The sequence below is a fragment of the Micromonospora sp. CA-249363 genome, from assembly GCF_050950185.1.
Taxonomy (GTDB): Bacteria; Actinomycetota; Actinomycetes; order Mycobacteriales; family Micromonosporaceae; genus Micromonospora.
Genome location: NZ_CP192020.1, coordinates 692,632 through 718,553 on the forward strand (window position 1 = coordinate 692,632; position 25,922 = coordinate 718,553).

General features: G+C 71.5%; 30 protein-coding genes. 17 read left to right on the plus strand and 13 right to left on the minus strand.

Going from position 1 to position 25,922, the window contains the following annotated elements; translation table 11 throughout:
* Positions 1-31 precede the first annotated feature (31 nt).
* Together ACQPZK_RS03325 and ACQPZK_RS03330 are read left to right on the plus strand one after the other, a co-directional pair.
* Complete coding sequence (locus ACQPZK_RS03325) at positions 32-1,444, plus strand: S1C family serine protease (RefSeq protein WP_433539092.1); 1,413 nt, start codon at positions 32-34, stop codon at positions 1,442-1,444.
* A 76-nt stretch (positions 1,445-1,520) separates the two neighbouring features.
* Positions 1,521-1,943 (plus strand): preprotein translocase subunit TatB, encoded by a 423-nt coding sequence (locus tag ACQPZK_RS03330; RefSeq protein WP_433536884.1) that lies wholly within the window; start codon positions 1,521-1,523, stop codon positions 1,941-1,943.
* A gap of 360 nt (positions 1,944-2,303) precedes the next feature.
* Here ACQPZK_RS03330 and ACQPZK_RS03335 read toward each other — a convergent pair whose 3' ends face one another.
* The 3 genes from ACQPZK_RS03335 to ACQPZK_RS03345 all read right to left on the minus strand — a co-directional run bounded on the left by ACQPZK_RS03335 (position 2,304) and on the right by ACQPZK_RS03345 (position 5,416).
* On the minus strand, positions 2,304-3,452 hold the full coding sequence (locus ACQPZK_RS03335) for a P-loop NTPase (RefSeq protein ID WP_433536885.1): 1,149 nt from the start codon (positions 3,450-3,452) through the stop codon (positions 2,304-2,306).
* A 76-nt stretch (positions 3,453-3,528) separates the two neighbouring features.
* A complete protein-coding gene (locus ACQPZK_RS03340; protein ID WP_433536886.1) occupies positions 3,529-4,137 on the minus strand; it encodes a DUF1003 domain-containing protein in 609 nt (202 codons plus the stop codon).
* Positions 4,130-5,416 carry a magnesium transporter MgtE N-terminal domain-containing protein gene (locus ACQPZK_RS03345; RefSeq protein WP_433536887.1) on the minus strand — a complete coding sequence of 429 codons (1,287 nt, stop codon included), beginning with the start codon at positions 5,414-5,416 and terminating at the stop codon, positions 4,130-4,132. The genes ACQPZK_RS03340 and ACQPZK_RS03345 overlap by 8 nt, the downstream gene beginning before the upstream one ends.
* Before the next feature lie 33 nt (positions 5,417-5,449).
* Here ACQPZK_RS03345 and ACQPZK_RS03350 point away from each other — a divergent pair, with 33 nt between their 5' ends.
* Complete coding sequence (locus ACQPZK_RS03350) at positions 5,450-6,325, plus strand: PhzF family phenazine biosynthesis protein (protein ID WP_433536888.1); 876 nt, start codon at positions 5,450-5,452, stop codon at positions 6,323-6,325.
* 12 nt (positions 6,326-6,337) lie between these two features.
* On the plus strand, positions 6,338-6,868 hold the full coding sequence (locus ACQPZK_RS03355) for a hypothetical protein (RefSeq protein WP_433536889.1): 531 nt from the start codon (positions 6,338-6,340) through the stop codon (positions 6,866-6,868).
* A gap of 5 nt (positions 6,869-6,873) precedes the next feature.
* On the opposite strand, the gene ACQPZK_RS03360 is transcribed toward ACQPZK_RS03355, so the two are convergent.
* Positions 6,874-7,584, minus strand: coding sequence for an HAD family hydrolase (locus ACQPZK_RS03360; protein ID WP_433539093.1), 711 nt, complete (start codon positions 7,582-7,584; stop codon positions 6,874-6,876).
* A 94-nt stretch (positions 7,585-7,678) separates the two neighbouring features.
* Here ACQPZK_RS03360 and ACQPZK_RS03365 point away from each other — a divergent pair, with 94 nt between their 5' ends.
* Positions 7,679-8,647, plus strand: a complete 969-nt coding sequence (locus ACQPZK_RS03365) for a DMT family transporter (protein ID WP_433536890.1) — start codon at positions 7,679-7,681, stop codon at positions 8,645-8,647.
* A 12-nt stretch (positions 8,648-8,659) separates the two neighbouring features.
* Here the strand turns inward: ACQPZK_RS03365 and ACQPZK_RS03370 are convergent, their stop codons facing one another.
* Both ACQPZK_RS03370 and ACQPZK_RS03375 read right to left on the minus strand, forming a co-directional pair.
* On the minus strand, positions 8,660-8,935 hold the full coding sequence (locus tag ACQPZK_RS03370) for a hypothetical protein (protein WP_433536891.1): 276 nt from the start codon (positions 8,933-8,935) through the stop codon (positions 8,660-8,662).
* A 10-nt stretch (positions 8,936-8,945) separates the two neighbouring features.
* The gene (locus tag ACQPZK_RS03375) at positions 8,946-9,770 is read right to left on the minus strand and encodes an SDR family NAD(P)-dependent oxidoreductase (protein ID WP_433539094.1); all 825 of its coding nucleotides are present in this window, start codon (positions 9,768-9,770) and stop codon (positions 8,946-8,948) included.
* Between the two features lie 125 nt (positions 9,771-9,895).
* On the opposite strand from ACQPZK_RS03375, the gene ACQPZK_RS03380 reads away from it, so the two are divergent.
* Entirely contained in the window at positions 9,896-10,852 is a 957-nt protein-coding gene (locus tag ACQPZK_RS03380) for an HpcH/HpaI aldolase/citrate lyase family protein (protein ID WP_433536892.1), read from the plus strand.
* A 76-nt stretch (positions 10,853-10,928) separates the two neighbouring features.
* On the opposite strand, the gene ACQPZK_RS03385 is transcribed toward ACQPZK_RS03380, so the two are convergent.
* Entirely contained in the window at positions 10,929-11,471 is a 543-nt protein-coding gene (locus ACQPZK_RS03385; RefSeq protein WP_433536893.1) for a DUF4190 domain-containing protein, read from the minus strand.
* Positions 11,472-11,588: 117 nt separating this feature from the next.
* Between ACQPZK_RS03385 and ACQPZK_RS03390 the strand changes: the two genes are divergently transcribed.
* Complete coding sequence (locus tag ACQPZK_RS03390) at positions 11,589-12,494, plus strand: SDR family NAD(P)-dependent oxidoreductase (RefSeq protein ID WP_433536894.1); 906 nt, start codon at positions 11,589-11,591, stop codon at positions 12,492-12,494.
* Between the two features lie 12 nt (positions 12,495-12,506).
* Here the strand turns inward: ACQPZK_RS03390 and ACQPZK_RS03395 are convergent, their stop codons facing one another.
* Positions 12,507-13,043, minus strand: a complete 537-nt coding sequence (locus ACQPZK_RS03395) for a DUF4190 domain-containing protein (protein WP_433536895.1) — start codon at positions 13,041-13,043, stop codon at positions 12,507-12,509.
* A gap of 175 nt (positions 13,044-13,218) precedes the next feature.
* Here ACQPZK_RS03395 and ACQPZK_RS03400 point away from each other — a divergent pair, with 175 nt between their 5' ends.
* Positions 13,219-14,415: an acyl-CoA dehydrogenase family protein gene (locus ACQPZK_RS03400; protein WP_433536896.1), complete on the plus strand. Its 1,197-nt coding sequence runs from the start codon at positions 13,219-13,221 to the stop codon at positions 14,413-14,415.
* A gap of 121 nt (positions 14,416-14,536) precedes the next feature.
* Here ACQPZK_RS03400 and ACQPZK_RS03405 read toward each other — a convergent pair whose 3' ends face one another.
* Positions 14,537-14,944 (minus strand): CoA-binding protein, encoded by a 408-nt coding sequence (locus tag ACQPZK_RS03405; protein ID WP_433536897.1) that lies wholly within the window; start codon positions 14,942-14,944, stop codon positions 14,537-14,539.
* 26 nt (positions 14,945-14,970) lie between these two features.
* Positions 14,971-17,037 (minus strand): intein-containing Rv2578c family radical SAM protein, encoded by a 2,067-nt coding sequence (locus ACQPZK_RS03410; RefSeq protein WP_433536898.1) that lies wholly within the window; start codon positions 17,035-17,037, stop codon positions 14,971-14,973.
* A 92-nt stretch (positions 17,038-17,129) separates the two neighbouring features.
* On the opposite strand from ACQPZK_RS03410, the gene ACQPZK_RS03415 reads away from it, so the two are divergent.
* Entirely contained in the window at positions 17,130-17,549 is a 420-nt protein-coding gene (locus ACQPZK_RS03415; protein WP_433536899.1) for a thiol-disulfide oxidoreductase DCC family protein, read from the plus strand.
* Here the strand turns inward: ACQPZK_RS03415 and ACQPZK_RS03420 are convergent.
* The 3 genes from ACQPZK_RS03420 to trxA form a co-directional block, all read right to left on the minus strand.
* Positions 17,513-18,454: an MFS transporter permease gene (locus ACQPZK_RS03420; protein WP_433536900.1), complete on the minus strand. Its 942-nt coding sequence runs from the start codon at positions 18,452-18,454 to the stop codon at positions 17,513-17,515. The genes ACQPZK_RS03415 and ACQPZK_RS03420 overlap by 37 nt on opposite strands.
* Entirely contained in the window at positions 18,451-18,891 is a 441-nt protein-coding gene (locus tag ACQPZK_RS03425; protein ID WP_433536901.1) for a hypothetical protein, read from the minus strand. Before ACQPZK_RS03425 ends, ACQPZK_RS03420 begins: the two co-directional genes overlap by 4 nt.
* Before the next feature lie 157 nt (positions 18,892-19,048).
* Positions 19,049-19,411 carry a thioredoxin gene (gene trxA / locus ACQPZK_RS03430; protein WP_421474404.1) on the minus strand — a complete coding sequence of 121 codons (363 nt, stop codon included), beginning with the start codon at positions 19,409-19,411 and terminating at the stop codon, positions 19,049-19,051.
* A gap of 548 nt (positions 19,412-19,959) precedes the next feature.
* Between trxA and ACQPZK_RS03435 the strand changes: the two genes are divergently transcribed.
* The 8 genes from ACQPZK_RS03435 to ACQPZK_RS03470 all read left to right on the plus strand — a co-directional run bounded on the left by ACQPZK_RS03435 (position 19,960) and on the right by ACQPZK_RS03470 (position 25,852).
* Positions 19,960-20,475 carry a MaoC family dehydratase gene (locus ACQPZK_RS03435; RefSeq protein WP_433536902.1) on the plus strand — a complete coding sequence of 172 codons (516 nt, stop codon included), beginning with the start codon at positions 19,960-19,962 and terminating at the stop codon, positions 20,473-20,475.
* A gap of 88 nt (positions 20,476-20,563) precedes the next feature.
* On the plus strand, positions 20,564-21,088 hold the full coding sequence (locus ACQPZK_RS03440) for a hypothetical protein (protein WP_433536903.1): 525 nt from the start codon (positions 20,564-20,566) through the stop codon (positions 21,086-21,088).
* Positions 21,089-21,127: 39 nt separating this feature from the next.
* A complete protein-coding gene (locus tag ACQPZK_RS03445) occupies positions 21,128-21,751 on the plus strand; it encodes a TrmH family RNA methyltransferase (RefSeq protein WP_433539095.1) in 624 nt (207 codons plus the stop codon).
* A 124-nt stretch (positions 21,752-21,875) separates the two neighbouring features.
* Positions 21,876-22,508 (plus strand): DUF6758 family protein, encoded by a 633-nt coding sequence (locus ACQPZK_RS03450; RefSeq protein ID WP_433536904.1) that lies wholly within the window; start codon positions 21,876-21,878, stop codon positions 22,506-22,508.
* Positions 22,509-22,624: 116 nt separating this feature from the next.
* Complete coding sequence (locus ACQPZK_RS03455; RefSeq protein WP_007455302.1) at positions 22,625-22,783, plus strand: hypothetical protein; 159 nt, start codon at positions 22,625-22,627, stop codon at positions 22,781-22,783.
* A 6-nt stretch (positions 22,784-22,789) separates the two neighbouring features.
* Complete coding sequence (locus ACQPZK_RS03460; RefSeq protein ID WP_433536905.1) at positions 22,790-23,665, plus strand: PH domain-containing protein; 876 nt, start codon at positions 22,790-22,792, stop codon at positions 23,663-23,665.
* Positions 23,666-23,768: 103 nt separating this feature from the next.
* The gene (locus ACQPZK_RS03465) at positions 23,769-24,593 is read left to right on the plus strand and encodes a SigE family RNA polymerase sigma factor (protein WP_433536906.1); all 825 of its coding nucleotides are present in this window, start codon (positions 23,769-23,771) and stop codon (positions 24,591-24,593) included.
* Entirely contained in the window at positions 24,590-25,852 is a 1,263-nt protein-coding gene (locus tag ACQPZK_RS03470; RefSeq protein WP_433536907.1) for a hypothetical protein, read from the plus strand. The genes ACQPZK_RS03465 and ACQPZK_RS03470 overlap by 4 nt, the downstream gene beginning before the upstream one ends.
* Positions 25,853-25,922 lie beyond the last annotated feature (70 nt).

The following is a 25,922-nucleotide window of genomic DNA, read 5'->3' on the forward strand; positions in this document are numbered from 1 at the left end:
GGGTGACGTCGTACGGGATCCGGGGGACGGACTGGGAGGCACCGACGTGACCGACGGCTGGGAATGGCGCCGGGACGGTGAGACTCCGGCTCCGGCGCGCCCGACGGGGGCCGAAGCCCCGCCGGTGGGGCCGCCGGCCGCGCCGGGGAGCGGCAGCGTGCCCGAGCCGTCGGCAGGCGACGCCGCGCCCGTGGCGGGCCCTTCGGTGGCGTACGCCGGCCCGCCTCCCGCCCCCGCGCCCGGTCCGTCGCCGTGGTGGTCCGACGCCCTTGGCGATCCGTGGCGTGACCCGGCGGCTCCCGCCGCGGTCGTGGTGCCCGGGGTGGTGGCCGCCGGCACCGAGCCCGAGCCGGTCATCGACCCGGACGCGCCAGGTCGACCGACGTTGCGGAACCTGCTGCTCATCCCGGTGATCACCGCTCTGCTGGCGGGCACCCTCGGCGGCGCGCTGGGCTACGCGTTCGCGGTGCGCGGTGGCGCGGCCGGCACTGTGCTCGGTGCGGAGGCCGCGGATCCACCGGCGTTGGCCCAGCGCAAGCCGGAGTCGCTGGCCGGGGTCGCCGAGCGCGTCCTGCCCAGCGTGGTCACCATCCGCGTGAGCAGCCTCGGCGGGACCAGCGAGGGCTCGGGGTTCATCGCCAGCGCCGACGGGCACGTCATCACCAACGACCACGTGGTGGCCGGCAGCAGCGGCAAGGCCTCGGTGGTCTTCAACGACGGCAGTTCGGCGGCGGCGACCGTGGTTGGTCAGGACCCGGAGTCCGACATCGCGGTGATCAAAGTTAACCGGACGGGTCTGCGGCCGGTGGAGTTCGGGGACTCCGAGGCGCTGGCCGTCGGTGATCCGGTCCTCGCGATGGGCTCACCCCTGTCGTTGGCCAACACGGTCACCGCTGGCATCGTGAGCGCGCTGGACCGGACGATGCAGGCCGGTGAGCCGGGCGGCCCGACGCGCTACTACGCGGCCATCCAGACCGACGCCGCCGTCAACCACGGCAACTCGGGCGGCCCGCTCGTCGACGGCGCCGGGCGCGTTGTCGGCGTGAACTCCACCATCAAGTCGCTGGTGGCCGACGGGCAGGAGGCCGGCAACATCGGCCTCGCCTTCGCGATCCCGATCAACCAGGCCAAGCGGGTCACCCAGGAGATCATCGGCACCGGCAAGGCCCGGCGTACGGTGATCGGCGCCCAGGTCGGTGGACCGGGCGCCGGCGCGGGCGGCGGCGTACGGCTGGCCGCCGTGGAGCCCTCCGGCCCGGCGGCCGGGGCGGGGCTCAAGGTCGGCGACGTGATCCTGAAGCTCGACGGCCGGCCGATGACCGAGCCGACCGACCTCATCGCGCTGGTCCGCAAGTTCGCCCCGGGGTCGGTGGTGACCGTCGAGTTCCGGCGCGGGACCGCGCGACGGAACACGTCGGTGACCCTCGCCGCGGATGCGAAGTGAACAGCGGGTCACCCCCTGCCGGAAAGCCGCCCGACGTGCGTAGTCTTGCTGCTGACGCCGAGAGGAGGCCCGCGGGATGCTCGACAACCTGAACTGGTGGGAGATCGGTGCGCTGCTGCTCCTGGCGCTGCTGATCTTCGGTGACCGGCTGCCCGCTGTGATCAACGACGGCCTGCGCATGGTCCGCAACCTGCGGAACATGGCCCGCAACGCCACCGGCGACCTCAGTCGTGAGCTGGGCACCGACATCCAGCTCGAAGATCTGCACCCGAAGGCCTTCATCCGCAAGCACCTCCTCAGCGAGGAGGACGAGGCGGCGATCCGCAAGCCGCTGCAGGGCGTCTATGACAACCTGCGCGCGGACGTCAACGGCGTGCACAACGATCTGAAGGACGTGGCCAACGCCGCCGACCTGCGATCGAACGGAACGCGGCCAGGCACCACCACCGGTACGCCCTCCGCGCCGGCTCCCCGCGTCAGCTACGACGACGCCACCTGACCCGCACCGTCCCGACCCGCCGCCGTCCGGCATTGGCCTGCTGTGCGCCCGCAGCCCCTAGGCCTGCACTGCATGCGCCCTTTGGAGCTGAATCGTCTGCGTCATCAGCTAGGCCGGGGCAAGGGTGTCGGTCAGCAGATTCGTTTGCGGCATCAGCTCCAAAGCGTGGTCATGAGGTGGCAGGCACCGGTTTGAGGCTGTACAGGGCAACGCAGCGCCGTCGTCAGACCTGTGGCGTAGTCGTGCGGCGGGGTCGCCGAGGCGACCAGGGCGACCGTCCGATCGCACCCTGGTCGTCCGCAAAGCAGGTTGCGTGTCCCGGGCGCATGAGCACCATGTCGTGCGCCCGGTCGAACAGCGTCAGCGCCCGGCGGGCTTGAGGCCGAGCGGCTTGCCGAGCAGCGACTCACGGCGCAGCGCGAGCCGGTCGGCGACGCCGCCGAGCGCCTGCGCGGCCGGGGACTCCGGCTCGGCCAGCACGATCGGGTTACCGGCGTCGCCGGCCTCACGGACCCGGGTGTCCAGCGGGATCTGTCCCAGGAGCGGCACCTGCGCGCCGATCGTCCGGCTCAGCGACTCGGCAACCGCCGCGCCACCACCGGCCCCGAAGATCTCCATGCGGGAACCGTCCGGCAGTTCCAGCCACGACATGTTCTCGATGACGCCGACCACCCGCTGGTGGGTCTGCAGGGCGATCGCGCCCGCGCGCTCCGCCACCTCGGCCGCGGCGGCCTGCGGGGTGGTGACCACCAGGATCTCCGAGTTGGGCAGGAGCTGGGCCAGCGAGATGGCCACGTCTCCGGTGCCCGGCGGCAGGTCGAGCAGGAGCACGTCCAGGTCGCCCCAGTAGACGTCGGCGAGGAACTGCTGCAACGCCCGGTGCAGCATCGGGCCGCGCCACACCACGGCCGCGTTGCCGGCGGTGAACATGCCGATCGAGATCACCTTCACGCCGTGTGACTGCGGCGGCATGATCATGTCTTCGACGCGGGTGGGTCGGCCGTCCGCGCCGAGCATGCGGGGCACCGAGTGACCGTAGATGTCCGCGTCGACCACGCCCACGGAGAGCCCTCGGGCGGCGAGGGCCGCCGCCAGGTTGACCGTCACGCTGGACTTGCCGACACCACCCTTGCCGCTGGCCACGGCGTACACGCGGGTGCGCGAGCCGGGCTGGGCGAACGGGATGACCGGCTCCTCGCTCGCACCGCCGCCGCGCAACTGCGCCTGTAGCGACTGCCGCTGCTCGGGGCTCATCACGCCAAAGTCGATCTCCACGCCGGCCACGCCCGGCACCGCCCCCACCGCGGCGGTGATGTCCGTACGCAGCTTGTCCTTGAGCGGGCAGCCGGCGACGGTGAGCAGCAGCTCGACCCGGACGACGCCGTCCGCGCCGATGGTGGCGGAGCGGACCATGCCCAGCTCGGTGATGGGCCGGCGGATCTCCGGGTCGTTGACGGTGGCCAGGGCGGCCTGGATCGCGTCCTCGACGGTGCTCACGGGTGCTGACATGCCCGCAATGCTACGTCGCGGGGCATCCCGACCGACCGCTGGCCGCAGGTGGTGTGAGCCAAACGATGAGCCGTCGTCAGCGCTCTGGGTGGGCGTCGCGGGCGTAGTCGCCGTCCAGCTCGTCGCGCGGCTCGTCCAGCCCCGGGGCGTCGGTCGACCGCTGGCTGCCCTTCTCCTGCTGCCGGCGTTCCAGGCGCTGTCGGCGCTGCCCCGCCTCGTCCAACTCCTCGGCCAGGCGGGCCAGTTCGGAGCGGAGGAAGTCGCGGGTGGCCACCTCGCCGAGCGCGATCCGCAGCGCGGCGATCTCCCGTGCCAGGTACTCGGTGTCCGCCTTCTGGGCCGTGGCCCGTCGCCGGTCCTCCTCCAGGGCCAGCCGGTCCCGGTCCGCCTGCCGGTTCTGCGCCAGCAGGATCAGCGGCGCGGCGTAGCTGGCCTGCAACGACAGCACCAGGGTCAGGAACGTGAAGGTGTACGGGTCGAAGCGCAGCTCGGCCGGGGCCAGGGTGTTCCAGCCGAACCAGATCGCGATCACCACCGTCATGACGACGATGAAGTTGGCCGTGCCCATGCCCCGCGCGATGCCCTCCGACCAGCGGCCGAAGGCCTCCGCGTCGAACCGGGGGAGGGTGATGCCCCGGGGTTCGCGGGGCTGGTCGAGCCGCTCGGTCCGCCGCTGCTCAGCCACCGTCGCCGTCCAGTACCGCGTCGGGCGTGCCCGGGGCGTTCACGGCGTCCCGGTCGCGCCAGTCCCGGGGCAGCGAGTGGTCCAGGACGTCGTCGACCGTGACGGCGCCGACCAGCCGGCTGTTCCGGTCGATCACCGGCATGGCGACCAGGTCGTAGGTGGCCATCCGGCGGGTGATCTCCGGCAGCGGGGTGGTGGGACGCAACGGGTCGATGTCGTTGACCACCACCTTGCCCAGCAGGTCGGCCGGCGGTTCGCGCAGCAACGCCTGGAAGTGCACCATGCCCAGGTAGCGGCCGGTCGGGGTGTTCTGCGGGGCCCGGGTCACGAAGACCTGCGCGGCGACGGCGGGGGAGAGCTGCGGCTCCCTGATCCGGGCCAGCGCCTCGGCGACGGTGGCGTCCGGCGGCAGGATGACCGGCTCCGAGGTCATGACGCTGCCCGCCGTGCCCGGCGTGTACTTCAACAGTTGGCGGACCGGGTCCGCCTCGTCCGGCTCCATCAGGTCCAGCAGGACGTCCTGCTCCGGTGGGGGCAGCTCGTTGAGCAGATCGGCGGCGTCGTCCGGGTCCATCTCCTCCAGCACGTCGGCGGCCCGTTCCCGGTCCAGCGCGGCGAGGATCTCCACCTGGTCGTGCTCCGGCAGTTCGCTGAGCACGTCGGCCAACCGCTCGTCGTTCAGCGCGGCGGCCACCTCGTTGCGCCGGGCGTCGGGCAGGTCCTGTAGCGCGTTGGCGAGGTCGGCGGGGCGCATGTCCTCCAGGACGGCGAGCAGGTTCGCCGTACCCCGGTTGTCGGCGATGCCGCTGAGGCCGCGCACCCGGTCCCACTCGACCTGGTGCAGGTGGCCGCGGCGGCTGAGCCGGCCGGTCTGCTCGCGGACCGCCACCCGGGTCAGCGACCACTCGCCGCCCCTGGTGCACTCCATGGCGACGTCCACCACCGCTCCGGGCTGGCCGCCCGGGTCGAGCTGTACGCGTCGGTCCAGCAGTTCCTGGAGCACCAGCAGCTCGTTCGGGCGCTTCTCGAAGCGCCGCAGGTTGAGCGTGCCGGAGCCGAGGACCACGGCGTCCGCGTCGATCGACGTGATGCGGTTGATGGACAGGAAGATGCGCCGACGCATCGGCATCTCGGCGACCAGACCCACCACCTCGGGCGGTTTGCCGGTCGCGCGCAGCCGTGCCACGGCGTCACGGACCCGACCCACCTGGTCGCCGTTCGGATCGAAGACGGCGACTCCGGCGAGTCGGGCGATGTAGACCCGGGTCGGCGTGCTCACGGGCACCAGCCTAAGCGCCTAGTGTTTATCAACATGTCGACCTTGGCCTACGAGATCGTGGACGTCTTCACCGACCGCCCGTTCGCCGGCAATCCGCTGGCCGTGGTGTTCGGCGCGGAGGCGCTGGCCACCGAGCAGATGCAGGCGCTCGCGCTGGAGTTCAACCTCTCCGAGACGGTGTTCGTGCTGCCTCCGACGCAGGTCGGCGCCACCTACCGGGCCCGTATCTTCACGCCGGTCGAGGAGCTGCCGTTCGCCGGGCACCCCAGCGTCGGCGCGGCGGTCACCGCGAGTCGGCGCGGGATGTTCGATGTGGGGCAGGTCACCCAGGAGTGCGGGGCCGGCGTGCTGCCGATCGACGTGACGGTCTCCGGTGCGACCCTCACCGGAGGCGTTCCCACCCTCGGCCCCGAGTTGGACCCGGAGCCGCTGCTGGAGATCGCCGGGCTCGGCGCGGACGACCTCGTCGCTGCCGGGCCGGCTCCCCGGGTGGCCGGCTGCGGGCTGGAGTTTCCCTACCTGCCGGTCCACCCGGACGCGGTGGCCCGGGCACGGGTGAACCCGGCGGCAGCGGAACGGTTGGGGGTGGCGCACGTCAGCGTCTTCTCCTGGGACGCCGCCACGCAAACCGCGCACGCTCGGGTCTTCGTGCCAGGGATCGGGGTCCCGGAGGACCCGGCGACCGGTTCGGCGGCGCTCGGGCTGGGCGTCTGGCTGGTGGCCAGCGGGCTGCTGCCGGCGGAGGGGCTGTCGCACTATTCGGTGCGCCAGGGCATGGAGATGGGCCGTCCGTCAGCGCTGGCCTGCACGGTGACCGCGGCGAACGGCGTGGCGGTCGGCGCGACCGTCGCCGGCCAGGTGATGCCGGTGGCCCGGGGCGAGATCGCCGTGCCGCCGTTCGTGGGTTGAGCGACGGCGTCGATGCGGGAGGATGCGGGTGTGACGGACGAGGACACCGCCGGTGGCACGCCGCTGGTCGACGAGGCGATGAAGAAGGCCGCTGTGGCCTGGGTCAGCGTGTCCGGTGGGCCCGCGCTCGCGCTCTGGTGCGCCCCGCTGGAGGGCGCGCTCCTGGTGGTGAGCGGGCCGGGCGAGCAGGCGGCCCCGGGTCTCGCCGACGCGACCGAGGCGCAGGTCACGCTGCGCGGCGACCACGGGGGGCGGATCGTCACCTGGTCGGCCCGGGTGACCCGGCTGGCACCGGGCACCGAGGCGTGGGACACCGCCGCGCCGCTGGTGGCGGGCAAGCGGCTGAACGCGCCCGGTCCGACGGCCGACCTCGTGGCCCGTTGGGTCGCCGATGGTTGCGCCCTGAACCGCCTCGCCCCGGCCGGCACGCCCCTGGCCGGCACGGAACTGCCGTCCGACGCGCAGGCCGAGCAGCCTCGCGAGACTCCGGCGGTCCGCGCCACCCGCAAGCCGTTCCGCCTGCACCGGGTCCGTCGCCGCTGACCGGGTCAGCTCGTCCCGACAGCGGCGGCAGTGAGCCCGGCGTCCACGAGGTCGAGCACCTCACGCAGGGTGCCGAGCGTGGTGCCGCGCCACTGGTCGGCGTTGAAGACCATGTGCTCGGCCAGATCGGGCGCGGCCAGTCGGACCGCGGTCATGCCGGCCTGTTCGGCGCCGGTCAGTTCCTGGCTGCCGCCGTCACCCACGTACAGGCAGTCGTCGGGCGCCAGCCCGAGTCGACGGCAGGCGGTCAGGTAGAGCGCGGCATCCGGTTTGCAGCGTCCGACCTGCACGGAGAAGACCCGCACGTCGAGCAGGGGCGCGACGGGTAGTTGCGGCAGGAAGGCCGGCAGTTCGTGCGTACAGTCGCTGATCACGCCGGTGCGGACGCCGCGCCCCCGCAGCGCCGCCAGCACGGGCACCGCATCGGCGCGCAGCCGGGTGTCCGCGCGGATCGCGCGATGCCGGGACACCACCGCCGCCCGCAGGGCAGGGTCGCTCGGGTGTACGCCCGCCTGGGCGCAGACCCAGCGCATGGTCGTCTCCGCGTCACCGATCCGGCCGGTGGCGCGCTCGTAGTAGGTGCGGTTCAGCACCTCGCTCAGCGTCTCGCTGGGACAGCCGAGCAGTTCGGCGGTGCCGAGGTGCGCCGCGCCGCGCTGCACCGAGCACGTCAGCGTGCCGAAGAAATCGAACAGCACCGCCTGGTAGTTGGGCATGGGCGAGCGCCTCCGGGCGGTCGTGTTCGCCGGCATGACCGCGTGATGGTAACGGAGCAATGACCCTCCGTGTCGTCCGTCATACGTGTGAGGATTGCTCCTCGTGTCGTCACCTTCCGACCGTCCATCCCTGGACCCGCTGACCACCGGGGCGGTCGGCCTGGCCGTCGTCGCCGTCTCGTCGTCCGCCCCGTTGATCGCGTACGCCGCCGCTCCCGCGCTGGCCATCGCGTTCTGGCGCAACCTGCTCGCGGTGGCGGTGCTGAGCCCGTTCGCGCTGACCCGACGACGCGCCGAGTTCCGTGCGCTCGTGGCGCCCGCCGGCCGGCGGGAAGGGCTGTTCTGCGTACTCTCCGGGGTTGCGCTCGCCGGGCACTTCGCGACCTGGGTGCCGAGCGCCCAGCTCACCTCGGTCGCCGCGGCCACCGCCCTGGGTGCCACCCAGCCGGTCTGGCAGGGGCTGATCGCGCGTGCCCAGGGGCGGCGGCTGCCCACGGTGGTCTGGGTCGGCGTCGCGGTGGCCGTCGGCGGCGCGGTGGTCGCCACCGGGGCCGACGTGGGCATCTCCGGCCGAGCCGTCGTCGGTGACCTGCTGGCGGTGACCGGCGGCATGTTCGCAGCCGTCTACACCGCCTTCGGCGAACGGGCCCGTGCCAGCATCAGCACCACCACCTACACGACCATCTGCTACGGCATCTGCGCGGCGGTCCTGCTGGTGATCTGCCTGTTGGGCGGGGTCCGTACGGTCGGCTTCGACGAGCGCACCTGGCTCGCGATCCTGGCCCTGGTGGCGGGCGCCCAACTGCTCGGGCACTCGATGTTCAACTACGCCCTGCACAAGATCTCGGCGACGACGGTGAGCGTGCTCGTCCTGCTGGAGGCCCCCGGCGCGGCGCTGCTCGGCTGGGCCTGGTTGCACCAGGTGCCCCGCCCGTACGCGCTGCTGGGCATGGGACTGCTACTGGTCGGGGTCGCGGTGGTGGTGCTGGGCGGTGCCCGCGCGGGCCGCCGCGCCGCCCCGCCCACCCCGTTGCCCGCCGACGCCACCCCGCTGGAGCCGTGAGCGAACGGACCGTCAGACCTCGGTCACCTCGATGACGCGGGTGGTCGGGGCGGCGTCGCCGAGATCGGCGCGCAGCGCGGCACGCTCCGGGTCGACGAGGAACGACTCGTAGCCGGCGCGGGCCGCGAAGGTGATCTCGTGTACCTCGCTGCGCCCGTCGGTGCCGCGCAGCCGCCGTTCCAGGCGGCCGCCGTGCCGGCCGAGCAGGGCCAGCACGGTGTCCTCGTAGCGTTGCCCGGCGGCCTCGGCCCCGGCGGCGTACTCGACGATCGCGACAAGCGTCAGCATGGTGGCGACGCTACCCATCGATGCCGACGGCCGTGGCGCTGGCTTCCCAGAGCCGGGCCGCGAGCTGTGGGTCCGCCGCCTTGCGGTACGGCCGACGTGGCCGGCGGTTGTAGTAGTAGCCGCCGTCGTTGAGCCGGGCCCGGTCCTGGTTCGCCAGCCAGAGCAGTGTCTCGGCACCCTTCTCCGGGCTGCGGAAGGGCATGAACCGCATGCCGAAGGCGACCAGCCGACTGTCGTTGGCGAACCGGGTCCGCACCACTCCCGGGTGGAAGCTGTACGCCGACATGCCCGGCCAACGCCGGGCCGCCTCGGCCGCGAACAGGATGTTCGCCTGCTTGCTGGTGCCGTACGCGCCCATCGGTCGGTAGCCGCGCAGCGGCCGGTTGAGGTCGTCCGGATCGAGTCCGCCGAAGCGGTGCGCCCCCGAGGCGGTCACCACCGTCCGGCCCACCCGGTCGGCCAGCAGGTTGGTGAGCAGGAACGGGGCCAGGTGGTTGGCCTGAATCGACAGCTCGAAGCCGTCGACCGTGGTCAGCGGCTGGAGCGCGATGGCGCCGGCGTTGTTGGCCAACACGTCGATGCGGTCGTACGCGTCGCGCAGCCGCTCGGCCAGCCCGCGTACGTCGTCGAGCACCGCGAAGTCGGCCCGGAACAGCTCCGGGCGCTCGCCGGCCGTCTCCCGTACGCGCTCCGCCGCGGCCTGCAACCGGGCCGGGTCCCGTCCGACGAGCACCACCTTGTCGCCGCGGCAGGCGAAGGCCACCGAGGCGGCCAACCCGATGCCGGAGCTGGCGCCCGTCACCACCACCAGCCGACGCCCAGTGAGATCTTCCACAGGTCCATTCACCGCGGTCATGGCGCGAGGTTACCGTGGCGTCACCACGCCCTTTGGGATCGTTAAGTTTTCCTCGGATTCAGGTGGCGTCGGCGTGCCCGCCGGTCGCTGGAAGGAGCACATCCATGGCCGCAGTCGGTCGTCCCCGCCGGTCGTGCCTGGCCGTACCGGGCTCCAGCGTCAAGATGCTCGGCAAGGCGCAGGGGCTCCCCGCCGACCAGGTCTTCCTCGATCTGGAGGACGCGGTGGCGCCGCTGGCCAAGCCGGATGCGCGCAAGAACATCGTGGCCGCCCTCAACGACGGCGACTGGGCCGGCAAGACCCGGGTGGTACGCGTCAACGACCTCACCACCCCGTGGACGTACCGGGACGTCATCGAGGTGGTCGAGGGCGCCGGCGCGAATCTCGACTGCCTCATGCTGCCGAAGGTGCAGGACGCCGGCCAGGTGCAGTGGCTGGACCTGACGCTCACCCAGATCGAGAAGACGCTCGGCCTCGAGGTCGGCCGGATCGGTATCGAGGCGCAGATCGAGAACGCGGCCGGTCTGGTCAACGTGGACGCCATCGCGGCCGCCTCGCCCCGGGTCGAGACCATCATCTTCGGCCCGGCCGACTTCATGGCCTCGATCAACATGAGGTCCCTGGTGGTCGGTGGGCTGATCCCGGACTATCCGGGCGACCCGTACCACTACATCCTGATGCGCATCCTGATGGCCGCCCGCATGCACGACAAGCAGGCCATCGACGGCCCGTTCCTGCAGATCCGGGACGTCGACGCGTTCCGCGAGGTGGCGAAGCGGTCGGCGGCGTTGGGCTTCGACGGCAAGTGGGTGCTGCACCCGGGCCAGATCGACGCGGCCAACGAGGTCTACCAGCCGGCGCAGGCCGACTATGACCACGCCGAGCTGATCCTCGACGCGTACGAGCACTACACCTCGGAGGCCGGCGGCAAGCTGGGCGCGGTCATGCTCGGCGACGAGATGATCGACGAGGCGTCCCGCAAGATGGCGCTGGTGATCGCCGCCAAGGGCCGCGCCGCCGGCATGAGCCGCACCTCGTCGTTCACCCCACCGGCCGAGTGAGCGGCCGGGCCGGGCCGACCGCCGCCGGCTGTCGACCCGGTCCAGCGTTCGGCGGTACGCCCACCGGCCCGCTGCCTCAGTAGCTGCTGCTGCTGTCGCTGCCGTTCGCGACCGCGAAGATGATGATGGCGACGTAGGCGGCGATCCCCAGCACCATCAGGGCGGTGACGATCCAGCCGACGATGATGCCGGCCTTCGCCATCCCCTCGCCGTCCTCACCGCTGGCCCGGATCTGCTTCTGCGCGACGTGCCCGAGGATCGCTCCGATCGGCGCGGTGACGCCGCACGACGTGAGGCCGACCAGGGCCAGCACCAGCGACGCGATGGCCAGCCCGTTGGTCTTGCGCGGAGCCGGGTAGCCGTAGCCGGGGTACTGCGGCGGGTAACCCGCCGGGGCGTACCCGGGCGCGGGGTAACCGGGCGGCGCGTAACCGGGCACCGGCGCGCCGGGTGGCAGGTTCGCGCCCGCGTACGGGTCGACCGGCGCGTACGGGTCCACCGGGCCGGGCTGGGCCGGCACCGGCTGACCGGTCACCAGCGTGGGGTCCGGCGGCGTGCTCGACGGCTGAGCCGACCAGGTCGGGTCGTTCCAGTCGCCGGGGGGCGGGGGATTGGTCATGCGTGATCTCCGTCGGCTCGGGTGCGCCGCCAGAGTAGCCAGGAGTGACCAAACCCGACGCCCCCGCTCCCGGGTGCCGCGTTGCCCGGGCCGGTCGTAACGGGCAGGATCCCTGGCATGGCAACTGACGCGCGTGCCGCGGACCGTTCCGGCAGTCGACCGCGACGGGACGTGAGCCGTCCGGGTGCGACCCGGCGCGGTCGGGTGGCCACGCCGGCCGGCGCGACCGGCGCCGACGAGCCGGTCGCGCTGCCGGATCCGGTGACGATGCGGCTTGACGGCCGGGTCGCCCTGGTGACGGGCGCGGGCAGCGCGGACGGCATCGGGTACGCCACCGCCCGCCGGCTCGTCGACCTGGGCGCGCGGGTCGCCATCGTGTCGACCACGCGCCGCATCCACGAGCGGGCCGGTGAGCTGGGCGTCACCGGGTTCGTCGCGGACCTGACCGACGAGTCCGAGGTCGGCGCGCTGGCCGACGCGGTGGCCGAGCAGTTGGGCGACGTCGAGGTGCTGGTCAACAATGCCGGCCTGGCGAGCCGGGCCAGCCAGGGAGTGCTGCGCCCGGTCGCGCAGTTGACCTACGACGAGTGGCGCGGCGAGATCGACCGCAACCTGTCGACCGCCTTCCTGTGCAGCCGAGCGTTCATCGGCGGGATGGCCGAGCGGGGTTGGGGGCGGATCGTCAACCTGGCCGCCACCGCCGGGCCGGTCAACGCCCTGCCCACCGAGGCCGCGTACGCCGCGGCGAAGGCCGGGGTCGTCGGGCTGACCCGCGCGCTGGCCATGGAGATGATCGCCGACGGGGTGACCGTGAACGCCGTGGCGCCGGGCACCATCTACACGGCGGCGTCCACCATGGCCGAGATCAAGCAGGGCCTGGGCACCCCGGTCGGCCGACCGGGCACCCCCGACGAGGTGGCCGCCGCCATCAGCTTCCTCTGCTCGCCGGCCGCGTCGTACATCACCGGTCAGATGCTCGTGGTGGACGGCGGCAACAGCGTCCGGGAGGCCCGGTTCCGCTGACGTCGCGGTGGCTCAGTAGGTGCCGCCGTTGTCGCTGTTGCTGAAAATGACGAGCGCCAGCCAGCCGCAGCAGGCGAGCAGGGTCAGCGCGGTGAACACGTACCCGAGGATCAGGCCCCAGGTGGCGAGTTGGTCACCCTCCTCGCCGCTGGTGCGGATCTGCCTCTTGGCCAGGTGACCGAGGACGGCGCCGGCCGGGGGGAACACGAAGGCGAACACCAGCGACAGGATCGCCAGCACGTTGGTGCCTCGCCCCGGGCCGCCGGAAGGCGGGCCGTACTGGCCGTAGGGGCCCTGTGGGGGGTACGGCGGCTGCTGGCTCCAGTGTGCCGGCTGGTGCGGCCCCTGCCGCTCGTACGGGGACGGCTCGTCGGCGGGTGGCCCGTACGGGGAGCGTTCCGGCGGCCCGAAGGACGACTGGTCCGGCGGCGGCGCGTACGGCGACTGGCCGGCCGGCGGTGGCGCGTACGGCGACTGGTCCCGGGGTGGCTCGTACGGCGACGGCGGCGGCTCGTCTCCGGGCGGGCCCGACGGCGGCGGGTGGCTCACGGCTGTCCTCCTCCTGCCGTGCCGGAAAAGTCCCTCTTGCCGGACGCTACCCGTAGCGGTGAACCTTTTCACAGCGGTTGTGTGGACTGGTCACCTTGGCCTGTTCGGCCGGGAGACCGATACTGACCGAGCGTTCAGTTACCCACGAGTAGTGCGCTGATCCCCGGAGGCTGAGATGGCCCGACTCGCCCAGACGCCCGGCCTCACCGACGTGCAGCAGTCGATCCTGGAGACCGTCCGGGAGTTCGCCGACAAGGAGATCATCCCGCACGCCCAACGGCTCGAACACGCCGACGAGTACCCCGCCGACATCCTCGACGGGATGCGCGAGATGGGCCTGTTCGGTCTCACCATCGACGAGGAGTACGGCGGGCTCGGCGAGTCGCTGCTCACCTACGCCCTCGTGGTGGAGCAGCTCTCCCGGGGCTGGATGTCGATCTCCGGCATCGTCAACACCCACTTCATCGTGGCGTACCTGATCTCTCAGCACGGCTCCGCCGAGCAGAAGACCCGCCTGCTGCCGAAGATGGCGACGGGCGAGGTGCGCGGCGCGTTCTCGATGTCCGAGCCCGAGACCGGCTCCGACGTCTCGGCGATCAAGTCCAGGGCCGTCCGGGAGGGCGACAACTACGTCCTCAACGGGCAGAAGATGTGGCTGACCAACGGGGCGTACTCCTCCGTGGTCGCCACCCTGGTCAAGACCGACACCGGCGCCGACTCGGTGTACGGCAACATGAGCACCTTCCTGCTGGAGAAGGAGCCGGGCTTCGGCGAGACCGCGCCTGGCCTGACCATCCCCGGGAAGATCGAGAAGATGGGCTACAAGGGCGTCGAGACCACCGAGATGGTGCTCGACGGCGTGACCGTGCCCGACTACGCGATCCTCGGCGGCGCCGACCAGGTCGGCCGCGGCTTCTACCAGATGATGGACGGCATCGAGGTCGGCCGGGTCAACGTGGCCGCCCGCGCCTGCGGCATCTCCCTGCGCGCCTTCGAGTTGGCCGTCAGCTATGCCCAGCAGCGCAGGACGTTCGGGCAGCCGCTCGCCCGGCACCAGGCGATCGCCTTCAAGCTCGCCGAGATGGGCACGAAGATCGAGGCCGCACACGCTCTCATGGTCAACGCGGCCCGACTCAAGGACGCCGGCCAGCGCAACGACGTTGAGGCGGGCATGGCCAAGCTGCTCGCCTCCGAGTACTGCGCAGAGGTCGTCCAGGAGGCTTTCCGCATCCACGGCGGCTACGGCTACTCCAAGGAGTACGAGATCGAGCGGCTGATGCGCGAGGCCCCGTTCCTGCTGATCGGCGAAGGCACCTCAGAGATCCAGAAGACCATCATCAGCCGAGGCCTGCTGAAGGAATACAAGCTCTAACCTCGCCCCTGAATCCCGCGATCTTGCAGTTTCTGTGGCGACAAATGGTGCAGAGCGGGGCACAACGTCGACCGAAAGTGCAAGATCGCGGGGGAGGGAGCGCGGGGTCAGGGGCGGCGGGTCAGGGGCGGCGGGTCAGGTTCCCCGCGGCGCGTTCGACGATGAGGCAACGGTCCTCGACGTAGTCCATGCCGGACTCCTCGGCGATCTCGCGCGCCTCGGCCGACACGATGCCCAGTTGCAGCCAGACCGCCGGCGCGCCGATCGCCGCCGCGTCCCGAACCACCTGCACGGCGTCCGCGGCCGGCCGGAACACGTCCACCAGGTCGACCGGGTGCGGGATGTCCGCCAGCGTCGCGTACGCCCGCTCGCCGAAGAGCTCGTCGACGCTCGGGTTGACCGGGATGATCCGCCAGCCGTACCGCTGCATCTGCAACGGGACGCTGTGCGCGGCCTTCAACGGGTCGCGGGACGCCCCCACGACGGCGATCACGGCGGAGTCGGCGAGGATCTGCTGAGCGGTACGCACCCGCCGACTGTAACGCCGCAACCCGCCTAGAGCAGGGCGAGCTGCTCGGCGACCGGTGGCGGTGGCGGCTCGGGCAGCCGGCGGTTGTCGCCCACCTCGCCCCGGAGCAGCCCGTGGCGACGGGAGGCGATCCGCACCCGGGCGGTCAGCTCGCGCTGGTACGCCTGCGGCGCGTACGCGCCCGAGCGGTACAGCTCCCGGTAGCGGGGGACGAGGTGTGGGTGCTCCCGGGCGAGCCACTGCGCGTACCACTCGCGGGCGCCCGGGCGCAGGTGCAGTGGCAGCGGGGTCACGCTCGTCGCTCCGGCGGCGGCGATCGCCGAGACCGTGGCGTCGATCGACTCCTCGCCGTCGCTGAGGCCGGGCAGGATCGGCGCCATCAGCACCCCGACGGAGAAGCCGGCGTCGGTGAGCCGGCGGACCGCGTCGAGCCGGCGACTCGGGTGTGGCGTGCCCGGCTCGACGCCGCGCCAGAGCTGGTCGTCGACGAAGCCCACCGAGAAGGAGATGCCGACGCTCGTCACCTCGGCCGCCTGACGCAGCAAGGGAAGGTCGCGCAGGATCAGCGTGCCCTTGGTGAGGATCGAGAACGGGTTGGCGAAGTCCCGCAGGGCCGCGATGATCTGCGGCATCAGCCGGTAACGACCCTCCGCCCGCTGGTAGCAGTCCACATTGGTGCCCATGGCCACGTGCGCGCCCCGCCACTTCGGCGCGGCCAGCTCGCGCCGTACCAACTCACCGGCGTTGACCTTGACGATCACCTGCCGGTCGAAGTCCGCACCCGCATCGAGGTCGAGGTAGGTGTGAGTGTTTCTCGCGAAGCAGTTGTGACTCACCACGCCGTCGGCAATGAAGTCGCCGGTGCCGGTGGTGATGTCCCAGAGCGGCAGCTCCAGCCCGAGAGCCTGGATGTCGACAACCCTGAGGTTCGCGTTGCACTTCAGCGCGGCGCCTTCGATCGAGCGCTTCCTGGTGATGGCCGGGTCGGTGAGGTGGAAGAACCGAAGCCGAGTGGGGAGACCTCCGGTCACTCTGATCTGCCGCACCCGGTTGGGTTTGCCGGGGTCTTCGAGCACGCCGGTGAAGTCGAACCGGCTCAGCGCTGCCATCGTCTGGTCGAGGATCGCGTCGTCGCTGTTGCAGATGCGCAGGATGCCTCTACTGCAGCTGCCCTCGGCGTCGAAGATGCCGGCCAGGAAGCCGAGACGCCATTCGTCGGTGGGGGTAGCCGGCCACTGGATCAGCTCGGTGATCTTCTCGATGTCCCGCTGCTTGGAGGTGCGGATGGCCGACAGGGCTTGCCGGGTGGCGCTGGCCGGTGCGAACGAGAAGCGTTGTGTCTCGACGCCCTCCTGGGCGAGGTAGCGCTCGCTCCGACTCAGCGCCTCATCATCGATCAGCGCCAGACGGAACCTATGCACGACCCCGTTCGGGTACGAGTATGTGCCGAGGTGGGCGTCGCCTCGGATCATCCCGCACAGGTAGCCGTGACGATAGTCGGTTGACTCCTTGGGTCCGGATGCGAAGCGGCCGGTGCCGATGAGGCGATTGTTGGTGGTCAGGTAGGGGCGCTGGCCGACGCCCTGCATGGCCCCGGTGACGTACTTCCAGCCACGATCGGAGAGGAACCGGTGGTCTCCGCTGGCGATGAGCGTGGTGCCGTCCGTCAGGGTGACTCGGTACGCGGGCTTCACGGTGGACCACTTGTCGAGGACGGTGGTGACCACGTACCGCCGGTAGGCGCCGCGTCGCTCGGTCCCGTAAATGCGGTCGCCGGGCTCGAGCTCGCTGATCGGCTTGGTGCGTCCGTCCGCCATCAGGATCGGAGTGTCACCGGCCAGGCAGTAGACACACGCATGAGTGCATCCTCGGTACGGGTTGATGGTCCATTCGAAGGGGACGCGGGACTGGCCCGGCACCCGGTTGAGGATGGACTTGGCCTGCACCTCGTGGAAGGTCATCCCGGCGAACTCGGGGGTGTCGAAGGTGCGGACGACGGCGCCGGGCAGCGCCAGCGGCAGGGGTGGCGTCGCTGGCGCTGCCCTCTCGGGGTCTCCCTCGACCGGGGGAGCGGTCAGGTTCTCCCAGCGCATGGGCATTATTCGAACACGTGTACGACCTCAGCGCAAGTGACCCGCCGGACACCCGTGCGTGGTCGGCGCTCGGACGGGGGAGGATGGACGGCATGGACACGTCGACCTTCGTCTACGACGGTGACTGCGCGTTCTGCACGACCTGTGCGGAGTTCATCGAACGTCGGATCCCCACCAGGGCGCGGGTGGTGCCCTGGCAGTTCGCCGACCTCGACGCGCTCGGCCTCACCGTGGCCGAGTGCGAGGAGGCCGTGCAGTGGGTCGGCGCGGACGGCGTACGCGCTGCCGGTCCGGACGCCATCGCGAGGCTGCTCGCGGGCAGTGGCCCGGTGTGGCGGGTGGCCGGCGCGGGTCTACGGTTCCCGCCGGTGCGGGCCGTGGCCTGGCCGGTGTACCGCTGGGTGGCCCGCAACCGGCACCGCCTCCCGGGCGGCACGGCGGCCTGCTCGCTACCCCAGGAGGCGCGGGAACGCCTCTACGGGCCGACCGGTCGTCCGACCGCCGGCACCTGATCGCCGAGCGCTGACGGTTCGTCGCCGACGCCGGGGCCGGCCTGATCGGGCGGCGCGGGCGGTGTGTCGACGTCGACCGGGCCGCGCCCGGCGAGCCGGCGTGCCCACACCAGCGGGCGTACCCGTTCCAGGGGTAGGAAGCTGGTCATCGCGGCCAGGTGGGGCGCGAACGAGATCGTGATCGTCGCGATGGTCACCACGTGGAACGAGTAGAAGAAGCCGACCATGGCCAGTCGCCAGCGGGCCGGCAGCAGGAACACCACGGGGCTGAGCAGTTCGAAGGCCACGATGCCGAACTGGGCGACGATCAGCAGGTACGGCACCTGGGCGATGAGGTCGGCCAGGTCGGTGCCGCGTCGGATGATGGCCCGGGCCAGCACCGAGCCGGTCAGCCAGTCCAGGCCGCCGAAACGCAGCTTGGCGAAGGCGGCCAGGAAGTACGTGCAGATGACCGCGATCTGGGTGACGCGCAGGGCCCAGCCGCCGGCCTCCGTGCGGGTGGTGTCGCCGTGGCGGGCCCGTCCGGCGGTGGGCAGCACGGCCAGCGCGATGAGCAGGCCGAACCGGTCGTGGTCCACCTTGCCGTAGCTCATCGCGATGATCATCCACTCGAGGTACAGCGCGCAGACCGTCCAGCCGAGCAGGCGGGGTGCCCGGCCGGTCGCGGCGAGCAGGGCGGCGAGCAGGAGCGCCCAGAAGATCACCTCGACGACCGGCGGCGTCGGTGTCGGCAGCGGGAGCAGGCGGCCGATCAGCAGCGGCTGGTACAGCTCGCCGGGCACGCTGGCCCTGGTGCGTACCCAGGGGGTGAAGACCACCAGGTCGGCGGCGACGAAGAGGTAGATCAGGGTCCGGAACGCGGCGATCCGTCCGCGGGGCACCGCCTCGGTCAGCCAGCGGGTCATCGGGTGACCTGCCAGCTGACGACGGTCTCGTCGGTGTGCTGACCGGTGGGCCGGCCGGCGCGGATGCCGTGCCAACGGATGACGATGCGGACCTCGACCAGCGCGGCGGCATCCGGGTGACGTTCGGCGTACGCGTCGGCGACCTCGGCGAGCAGCGCGGGGTCGGCGGCGTACCGGTCCTGCTGGCCCTCGATCTCGGCCCGGCGGATGCCGGTCGCGTCCTGGCCGAGGTCGACGACCGCTCCGGTGCTGTTCACGCCCTCCACCCGGGTGTCCGGTGCGGGGGCGTTCGGCGGGTTCGAGGTGGCGTACATCCGGAACGGGCCGAACGGGAAGTCGTCGTCGCTACCCCAGAACGTGCCCGACAGCAGCAGGACGAGACCGAGTGCGGTCACGCCCAGCCGGGTCATGCGCCCACGGGTGGTCAGGGTCTCCATCGGGTGGTGACGATACGGGATGTACCGGCCGTCTCGGGTCCCCCGATGGTCAGTTCCGCCTGCCCAGGTCGGTGATCATGGGCGGGCCTGGGGGTACGTACGACGAAAGGCCGGACCCGAACCGGGCCCGGCCTTCGCGTGCCGTCGCGGGGACGGCTCAGTGCTTGTGCTCGGCCAGCTGCTTGCGGACGTCGTCCATGTCCAGAGCCTCGACCTGCTCGATCAGGTTCTCCAGCGCGGACTCGGGAAGGGCGCCCGGCTGGGCGAAGACGATGACGCCGTCACGGATCGCCATGATCGTCGGGATCGACCGGATGTCGAACTTCGCGCCCAACTCCTGCTGGGCCTCGGTGTCGACCTTGCCGAAGACGATGTTCTGGTGCTTCTCCGAGGAGCGCTCGTAGACCGGGGCGAACCGCTTGCACGGACCACACCAGTCGGCCCAGAAGTCGACCAGGACGATGCCGTCGCTGCCGGTCACCTCGTCGAAGTTCGCCGAGGTCAGCTCAACGGTTGCCATTGCACTCTCCGATCACCGCGGGTTGTCTGCGTCCCGTAGAACCAGGGCTGACCGTATCGAATTCCCGGGTCGCTGCACGCGAAACGTGCGCGGGGCTGCGCGGGGACCCGGACGAGCATCGAGCGCCGTGAGTTCATCTTGTCCTGCGGAACGCAAGTGCATGACGCACTTGCGTGACCTGCGGTGATGGGAGCGTTTCCAGGGAGATCCACCCGATCGAGCGCTACGAATCGGTAACTTGAGCCCTGACGAGGAGGTATCCGGCCTGCGGAGATCGCTGATCAACCTTGCTGTCGTCACCGAGAGTAGTGTTGCGAAAAGATAAATGTGACCGCGATCTCTGTTGAAGCTACGGCACCGTAGGGCAGAATTCTTCACATCAGAGCGTGGGCGGCGGGTGCCGGGGAGGGCCCCGCCGCTCATTGCGTCTCCCCCCGGGTGAGTGACCGGTGTGACATTTCCGCCGAGGCTCCGCCCCCACCGTCGCCTTAACCACCGGTAAGGCATGCTGTGCCGAACTCCATCGCCGCCCGTCGAAGGGGACCAGGATGCAGTTCGGCCGCTACTACGAGGAGTTCGAGGTCGGCGCGGTCTACCGGCACTGGCCGGGCAAGACCGTCACCGAGTACGACGACCACCTCTTCTGCCTGCTCACCATGAACCACCACCCGCTGCACATGGACGCGCACTACGCCGCGACGTCCAGCCAGTTCAAGCGCAACGTCGTGGTCGGCAACTACATCTACTCGCTGCTGCTCGGCATGTCGGTGCCCGATGTCAGCGGTAAGGCCATCGCCAACCTCGAGGTGGAGTCACTGCGCCACGTGGCACCCACCTTCCACGGCGACACCATCTACGGCGAGACGACCGTGCTCGACAAGCGGGAGTCCGGCTCCAAGCCCGACCGGGGCGTGGTCTCGGTGGAGACCCGGGGCTACAACCAGGACGGCACCATGGTCTGCGTCTTCCGCCGTCGGGTCATGGTCCCGAAGAAGGAGTACGCGACCAGCGCGGTGGCGGACGGGGTGGACCCGGAGCGGCCCAGCTTCCCCACCCCGCGCTGACGGCGCGCGGCGGGCGGACACCGCCGGAACAGGGCTTCCCGGGCAGCACGTTCTGCCGGTGGCGGCCCTGTTCCCGTTTTGCGGGCTTATGCTGACGCCGGAGGTTCCGATGAGCCACTCCGTCGCCGGAGAGCCGCCCTCTGCCGGCCGCCGCGCCGCGCCCTTGACCACCGCCGTCTACTCCGCCGCCGAGTGGGATCTGCTCACCAGCCTGCCCGCTCGGGTCCTCGTGGCCGCCGCCGCGCCCGGCGTGGGCCGCCCGGAGCGCGGGGTGGAGGCGGGCCTGGCCGGCCTGGACGCGGTGGCGGCCGGTCGTGGGTTCGACAGCGACCTGGTCCGAGCCGTGGTCACCGCGATCTACGCCCGCCACGACGGCGCGCCGGCTCCCGCCGAGCGACTCGCCGATCTGGTGGACCTGCTGGCCGCGTGTCGGGCGGCGGTCCGGGTGCTGCGTCGGCACGCCGACCCGGCCGACTCGGCGGCGTACCGCCAGTGGGTGCAGTCGGTCGCGGCCCGCGTCTGCCGGTCGGTGCCCGGCCTCGACGGGCAGCCGGCCAGCCCGGCGGACCGGCGCTTCCTGGACCGGCTCGGTGACGCGCTCGGCCTGGGCTGAGATCGCGGGGCGCCGGGGTGGCCGTACTCTCTGATGACCGTGACCGACGACCAGCCTGAGGTGGGTGTGGGCCCCTGGCCGGGGGACCTGCCCGAGGATCCGCGCTACGACCCGCAACTGCTGGCCGAGGGCGACCGGCGCAACGTTGTCGACCGCTACCGCTACTGGCGGCACGAGGCGATCGTCGCCGACCTGGACCGACGGCGGCACGGCTTCCACGTCGCCATCGAGAACTGGCAGCACGACTTCAACATCGGCACCGTGGTCCGCAACGCCAACGCGTTCAACGCCGCCGAGGTGCACATCGTCGGCCGGCGTCGGTGGAATCGGCGCGGCGCGATGGTGACCGATCGCTACCAGCACGTCCGGCACCACGAGACGATCGAGGAGTTCGTCGCCTGGGCGGCGGGGCGGCGGCTGCCCGTGCTCGGCATCGACAACCTGCCCGGCTCCCGGCCGATCGAGACCGCCGTCCTGCCGCGTGACTGCGTGCTGCTGTTCGGCCAGGAGGGCCCGGGCCTGTCCGCGCCCGCCCGGGCCGCCTGCGCCCGCCTCCACTCCATCGCCCAGTACGGCTCCACGAGGTCCATCAACGCGGGAGTGGCCAGCGGCATCGCGATGCACGCGTGGATCCGGACGCACGCCGGCCCACCGCCGGACTGACCGTCGCCCGTCGACGCGATCGGCGTTCCGGCTTGACGTGCCGGCGATGCGGGGTGACGGTGGGGATGTGAGTGTCGCGGTGAGTTGTCCGAGATGCGGGGGCCCGGTACGGGCGCCGGATCTGATGCACACCGAGTCGAGGTGCGTGCGCTGCGGACCCGTGCCGCCGCTGCACGTGCCCGAACACATCGGGGCGGAGATCGTCGCGAGCGTGGTGGAACGGATCACCGCTGCTCCCGGTCCATCCGGGACACCACTGTGGTGCCCGTGGCCGCTGCCGCTCGGCTGGACCCTCACCGGCGTGGCGTACGCCGGGGACGACCGCACCGGCGTACGGGCGACCGCGGTGGCCTGCGCGGGGCCCGCGCCGCTCGGCGACGGTCCGGCGGATCTGGTCTTCGTCGCCGAGGAGCCGGGCGTGGGCCTGGGTACGCGACTCGCCGGCCTGGCCGGCCCCGATCCCGGACCGGAGCTCGCCGACGCGCTGACCGACCCCGGCCCCGGGCATCCCGAGCACGTCGGGCAGGCCAGGATCAGGGTCGGTGGACACCCGACTCCACTGTGGTTGGTGAATTCTCCGACGGATCGAAGCGCGTACGCCGGCGAGGCTCGGGGAATGTGGCTGCATGCGATAGCCTGGCCGGCGAGTGCGGGTCATCTGCTCGCGGAGGATGTCGTGTTGCACGACCTGACCGAGTGGACTCCGCCCGAACTCGTGTACGGCGCACCGTCCCCGTACCTGTCCGGGAGAGCTTGACAACTCTTCCGGGTTGACGGAGAACGGACGCAGATATTCACTGTACGACACCACACTGATACTCTGGGTGCCGCTGCGGTAATGGGACCCGGCGCCGCGCGAGAGGATGGCCCGCCATGGTCAAGAAGGTCCTCACCTGGGCCGGAATCGCATTCTTGATCTTCTTCGTCGCCTATCGGCCAAACTCTGCGGCTGATGTGTTCAAGTCGCTGGGCGGCGGGATCATGGACATCGCCCAGGGGTTTGGCGACTTCTTCACCAGTCTCGTCGCCTAGCCGCCGATGGGCAGCCCCTCCGGTCCACCCTTCGACCCGGACGACCCCGACCGGGAACGCCGCGAACGCGACACCGAGCCGATTCCGCGGATCGGGCCCGATGACGGCCCGGGCTACGGCCGTGGTCCCGGTCTGTCCGACGGGCCATCCCTTTCGGACGACGTCGGCTACGGCGACGGGCCCGGCTATGCCGGCGAAGGGCGGTCCGGTCGGGCCTGGATCCGCGATCCCGACGCCGCCAACCAGCCGCCCCAGATCTCCGAGGAGGAGTTGGCGGGGCTGCGCGCCGACGCCATGGGGTCGACACCTCGGCGGGTCCTTCCTCTCGAGGATGAGCCCAGCTCGCTGGTCGCCCGCTACCTCTTCCCGACCGAGCGTTACCGGGGTGAGTGGAAGCGGCACTGGATCCACCTCACCAACCCGCTCCTGATCGGCATCGCGGCGACCTTCGTGCTCGGCTACCTGTCCGGTTTCCTCGCGGGGCAGAACGTCGGCGCGTTGACGACCATCGCGGTGCTGCTCTGGTTCGCCGTCATGGGCTGGGTGGCGTGGAAGGTCGCCGACTGGTGGTATGACCGGTTCATCCTGACCAACAAGAGGGTCATGGTGGTCAACGGCATCGTCACCCGCAAGGTCGCCATGATGCCGCTGGTCCGGGTGACCGACATGAAGTACGAGCAGACCCCGACCGGCCGGGCGCTCAACTACGGCACCTTCGTGCTGGAGTCCGCCGGTCAGGAGCAGGCGCTGCGGGAGATCAAGAATCTGCCCAACCCGAACGAACTCTATCTACGCGTCGTCGAAGAGATGTACGAGCCGCAGGCCGTCGAGGCGCGGTTGGGCAAGGAGGCCGACGAGGCCAAGGCCGACGACGGGGCGTGAAAGTTTTCGTCCGAACATCGGAGCAAGTGCGCACCTTTCGTCATGGACCGCAGCGCCGCTGACGTGGCACTCTTCCAGAACGGTTTGGGTGCGGAGGTGTGTGGTGGCGAGCAGGGACCCCCTGGAGGAGGAGTTTCGCGAGTTCGTCGCGGCTCGCTCCGCCGCCCTGCTCCGTACCGCCTATCTTCTCTCCGGGGACTGGGCGACGGCCGAGGACCTGCTCCAGACGGCGCTGACGAAGACCTACCTCGCGTGGAAGCGGCTCGGCGGGATCGAGGCGGTCGAGCCGTACGCCCGGCGTGTCATGGTCAACACGTCGACGAGCTGGTGGCGGCGGCGCTGGCACGGTGAGCGTCCCACCGAGGTGCTGCCCGAGCGCCCCGGCCTCGACGAGATCGAACAGCAGCTCGACCGCGACCTGCTCTGGCGGCACCTCAAGGAGCTGCCCGGCCGGCAGCGTGCGGTGCTCGTCCTGCGCTACTACGAGGACCTGTCGGAAGCGCAGACGGCGGCACTGCTGGATATCTCGCCCGGAACGGTGAAGAGCCAGGCATCCAGGGCGTTGGCCACGTTGCGCCGTCGCATGGGCGCCGACACTCCGGATCTGGCCGCCGAACCGGCCGGGACCGGCGCCGCCTCGCGGCGCGGCCGTGACGCGACTGCCGCCCGTTCCCGAGCGGCGGTCCGACCCGGCGGGCCTGTCGAGGCGGTCCGGCCTGGCGGGCCTGTCGAGGCGGTGCGGTCCGGTCCGGTCGGAGGCAGGTCGGGAGCTTCCTCTCCGGTCACGCCGCGTCCCGGCCTCGGTCGGGGCGAGTCCCGGCCGGTGGCGCTGCGCCCGCCCGCGCCCCATCCGATCGCCCCGGCGGTCGACCTGTCCACCGCTCCGGTGGCCGTGCCCGTCGGCACCGGCCCCGGAGAGCAGCAGTGAGCGCGTTTCCGCGGCTGCCCGACAACCTGACGGGCGGCCTGCGGCGTCCTAATCAGGTGCGACGTGACCAGCTCGAAGGTGCGGTGCGGGAGTCTCTCTCGCGCCAGGTCGCCGTGACCCGTCCGCTGAGCGCCGACCCGGCCGGTCAGGCCATCCGGCGTGCCAACCGGATCCGACGGCGGCGGGCCGGAGCCGGCGTCGCGCTCGGGGTGGTCACGACCGTGCTGATCGGCGCCGGCATGACACACCTCTCCGGCAGCTCCGACCAGCAGGGGCCACCCATCGTCGTGATCGGCGACCCGGACCTGTCGGGCCGACCGCTCCCCACGGTCAGCGTCGCCCCACCTTCGTACTCGCCGAAGACGCCGACCGACGTGCTCGTCGCCGGCGCCGTGATCGACGCCGACGGTAGGCGCCTGGCGCTGCCCGGTGTCGGCCCTGCCGAACTCGCGCATCGGCTGCCCAACGGCGCGGGTCTGCTGGTGGTCGGAGCGCCCACCGCCGCCGGGCGCTCGCTCTGGGTCGCCCAGGACGACGGCCTGGTGCAGGTCCTGCTGGCCGGCGCGGGCCAGATCGTCCTCGCGCCCGACGCGACCCAGGTCGCCTGGCGGGACGGCGGGGACCTGCTCGTGGCGGGAGTCGTCGGCACCCAGCTCATCGGCACGGTGCGGATCGCCGTCCCGGACAGGGCCGAGCCCGTCCGGTTCGTCGGCAGCAGCCTGCTGGTCCGGCTCGATCCGAACCGGCCGGGTCACGCCCTGTGGCGGCCCGGCGCGGACGAGCTGGCCGCGGTGCCCGAGCAGGACATCCTGAACGTCTACGGTTCGCTGCCCGACGGGCGACTGGTCAGCCAGGTGTCGGCGAACCCCTCGAACGGCACCTGCCTGGCGTTCGTCGATCCGAAGCGGGCCACCAAAGCGGCACGTACCGCCTGCGGCACCCAGGTGAGCCCGGACGGCGTCGGCGGGATGTCCGACGACGGACGGTGGCTCCTGGTGAACGGCAAGGTCGGGTCGACCGACCGCTCCCTGCTGGTCGACCTGAAGCGGCTGGATACGAAGCTGGACGTCGTACCGGTCGGCCCGGCGGTGAGCGGCACGATCGCCTGGAGAGGCGACTCGGACGTCTCCTACGTCGACAGCTCCGGCCGGCTCGTCCGGGTCGACGTCAAGCGGGTCCGTGCCGGCGAACAGGCCGAGCCGGTGCCCGTGCCCGGCATCGAGCCGGGCGACCGACCGGTCCTGGTCAGCGGCTCCTGACCCGGGCGAGTCCGGGTGGGCGCCGGAGTCGCCTCGACCTACGCGAGTCTGCTTCGGGTCCGCTCGGTAG

Bases quoted from the DNA above. Each gene is read 5' to 3' on its own strand.
- ACQPZK_RS03330 (WP_433536884.1), top strand. From the start codon at position 1,521: ATGCTCGACAACCTGAACTGGTGGGAGATCGGTGCGCTGCTGCTCCTG.
- ACQPZK_RS03335 (WP_433536885.1), bottom strand. From the start codon at position 3,452: ATGTCAGCACCCGTGAGCACCGTCGAGGACGCGATCCAGGCCGCCCTG.
- ACQPZK_RS03350 (WP_433536888.1), top strand. From the start codon at position 5,450: ATGTCGACCTTGGCCTACGAGATCGTGGACGTCTTCACCGACCGCCCG.
- ACQPZK_RS03355 (WP_433536889.1), top strand. From the start codon at position 6,338: ATGCGGGAGGATGCGGGTGTGACGGACGAGGACACCGCCGGTGGCACG.
- ACQPZK_RS03360 (WP_433539093.1), bottom strand. From the start codon at position 7,584: ATGCCCAACTACCAGGCGGTGCTGTTCGATTTCTTCGGCACGCTGACG.
- ACQPZK_RS03370 (WP_433536891.1), bottom strand. From the start codon at position 8,935: ATGCTGACGCTTGTCGCGATCGTCGAGTACGCCGCCGGGGCCGAGGCC.
- ACQPZK_RS03380 (WP_433536892.1), top strand. From the start codon at position 9,896: ATGGCCGCAGTCGGTCGTCCCCGCCGGTCGTGCCTGGCCGTACCGGGC.
- ACQPZK_RS03385 (WP_433536893.1), bottom strand. From the start codon at position 11,471: ATGACCAATCCCCCGCCCCCCGGCGACTGGAACGACCCGACCTGGTCG.
- ACQPZK_RS03390 (WP_433536894.1), top strand. From the start codon at position 11,589: ATGGCAACTGACGCGCGTGCCGCGGACCGTTCCGGCAGTCGACCGCGA.
- ACQPZK_RS03400 (WP_433536896.1), top strand. From the start codon at position 13,219: ATGGCCCGACTCGCCCAGACGCCCGGCCTCACCGACGTGCAGCAGTCG.
- ACQPZK_RS03410 (WP_433536898.1), bottom strand. From the start codon at position 17,037: ATGCGCTGGGAGAACCTGACCGCTCCCCCGGTCGAGGGAGACCCCGAG.
- ACQPZK_RS03415 (WP_433536899.1), top strand. From the start codon at position 17,130: ATGGACACGTCGACCTTCGTCTACGACGGTGACTGCGCGTTCTGCACG.
- ACQPZK_RS03420 (WP_433536900.1), bottom strand. From the start codon at position 18,454: ATGACCCGCTGGCTGACCGAGGCGGTGCCCCGCGGACGGATCGCCGCG.
- ACQPZK_RS03425 (WP_433536901.1), bottom strand. From the start codon at position 18,891: ATGGAGACCCTGACCACCCGTGGGCGCATGACCCGGCTGGGCGTGACC.
- trxA (WP_421474404.1), bottom strand. From the start codon at position 19,411: ATGGCAACCGTTGAGCTGACCTCGGCGAACTTCGACGAGGTGACCGGC.
- ACQPZK_RS03435 (WP_433536902.1), top strand. From the start codon at position 19,960: ATGCAGTTCGGCCGCTACTACGAGGAGTTCGAGGTCGGCGCGGTCTAC.
- ACQPZK_RS03440 (WP_433536903.1), top strand. From the start codon at position 20,564: ATGCTGACGCCGGAGGTTCCGATGAGCCACTCCGTCGCCGGAGAGCCG.
- ACQPZK_RS03450 (WP_433536904.1), top strand. From the start codon at position 21,876: ATGCACACCGAGTCGAGGTGCGTGCGCTGCGGACCCGTGCCGCCGCTG.
- ACQPZK_RS03455 (WP_007455302.1), top strand. From the start codon at position 22,625: ATGGTCAAGAAGGTCCTCACCTGGGCCGGAATCGCATTCTTGATCTTC.
- ACQPZK_RS03460 (WP_433536905.1), top strand. From the start codon at position 22,790: ATGGGCAGCCCCTCCGGTCCACCCTTCGACCCGGACGACCCCGACCGG.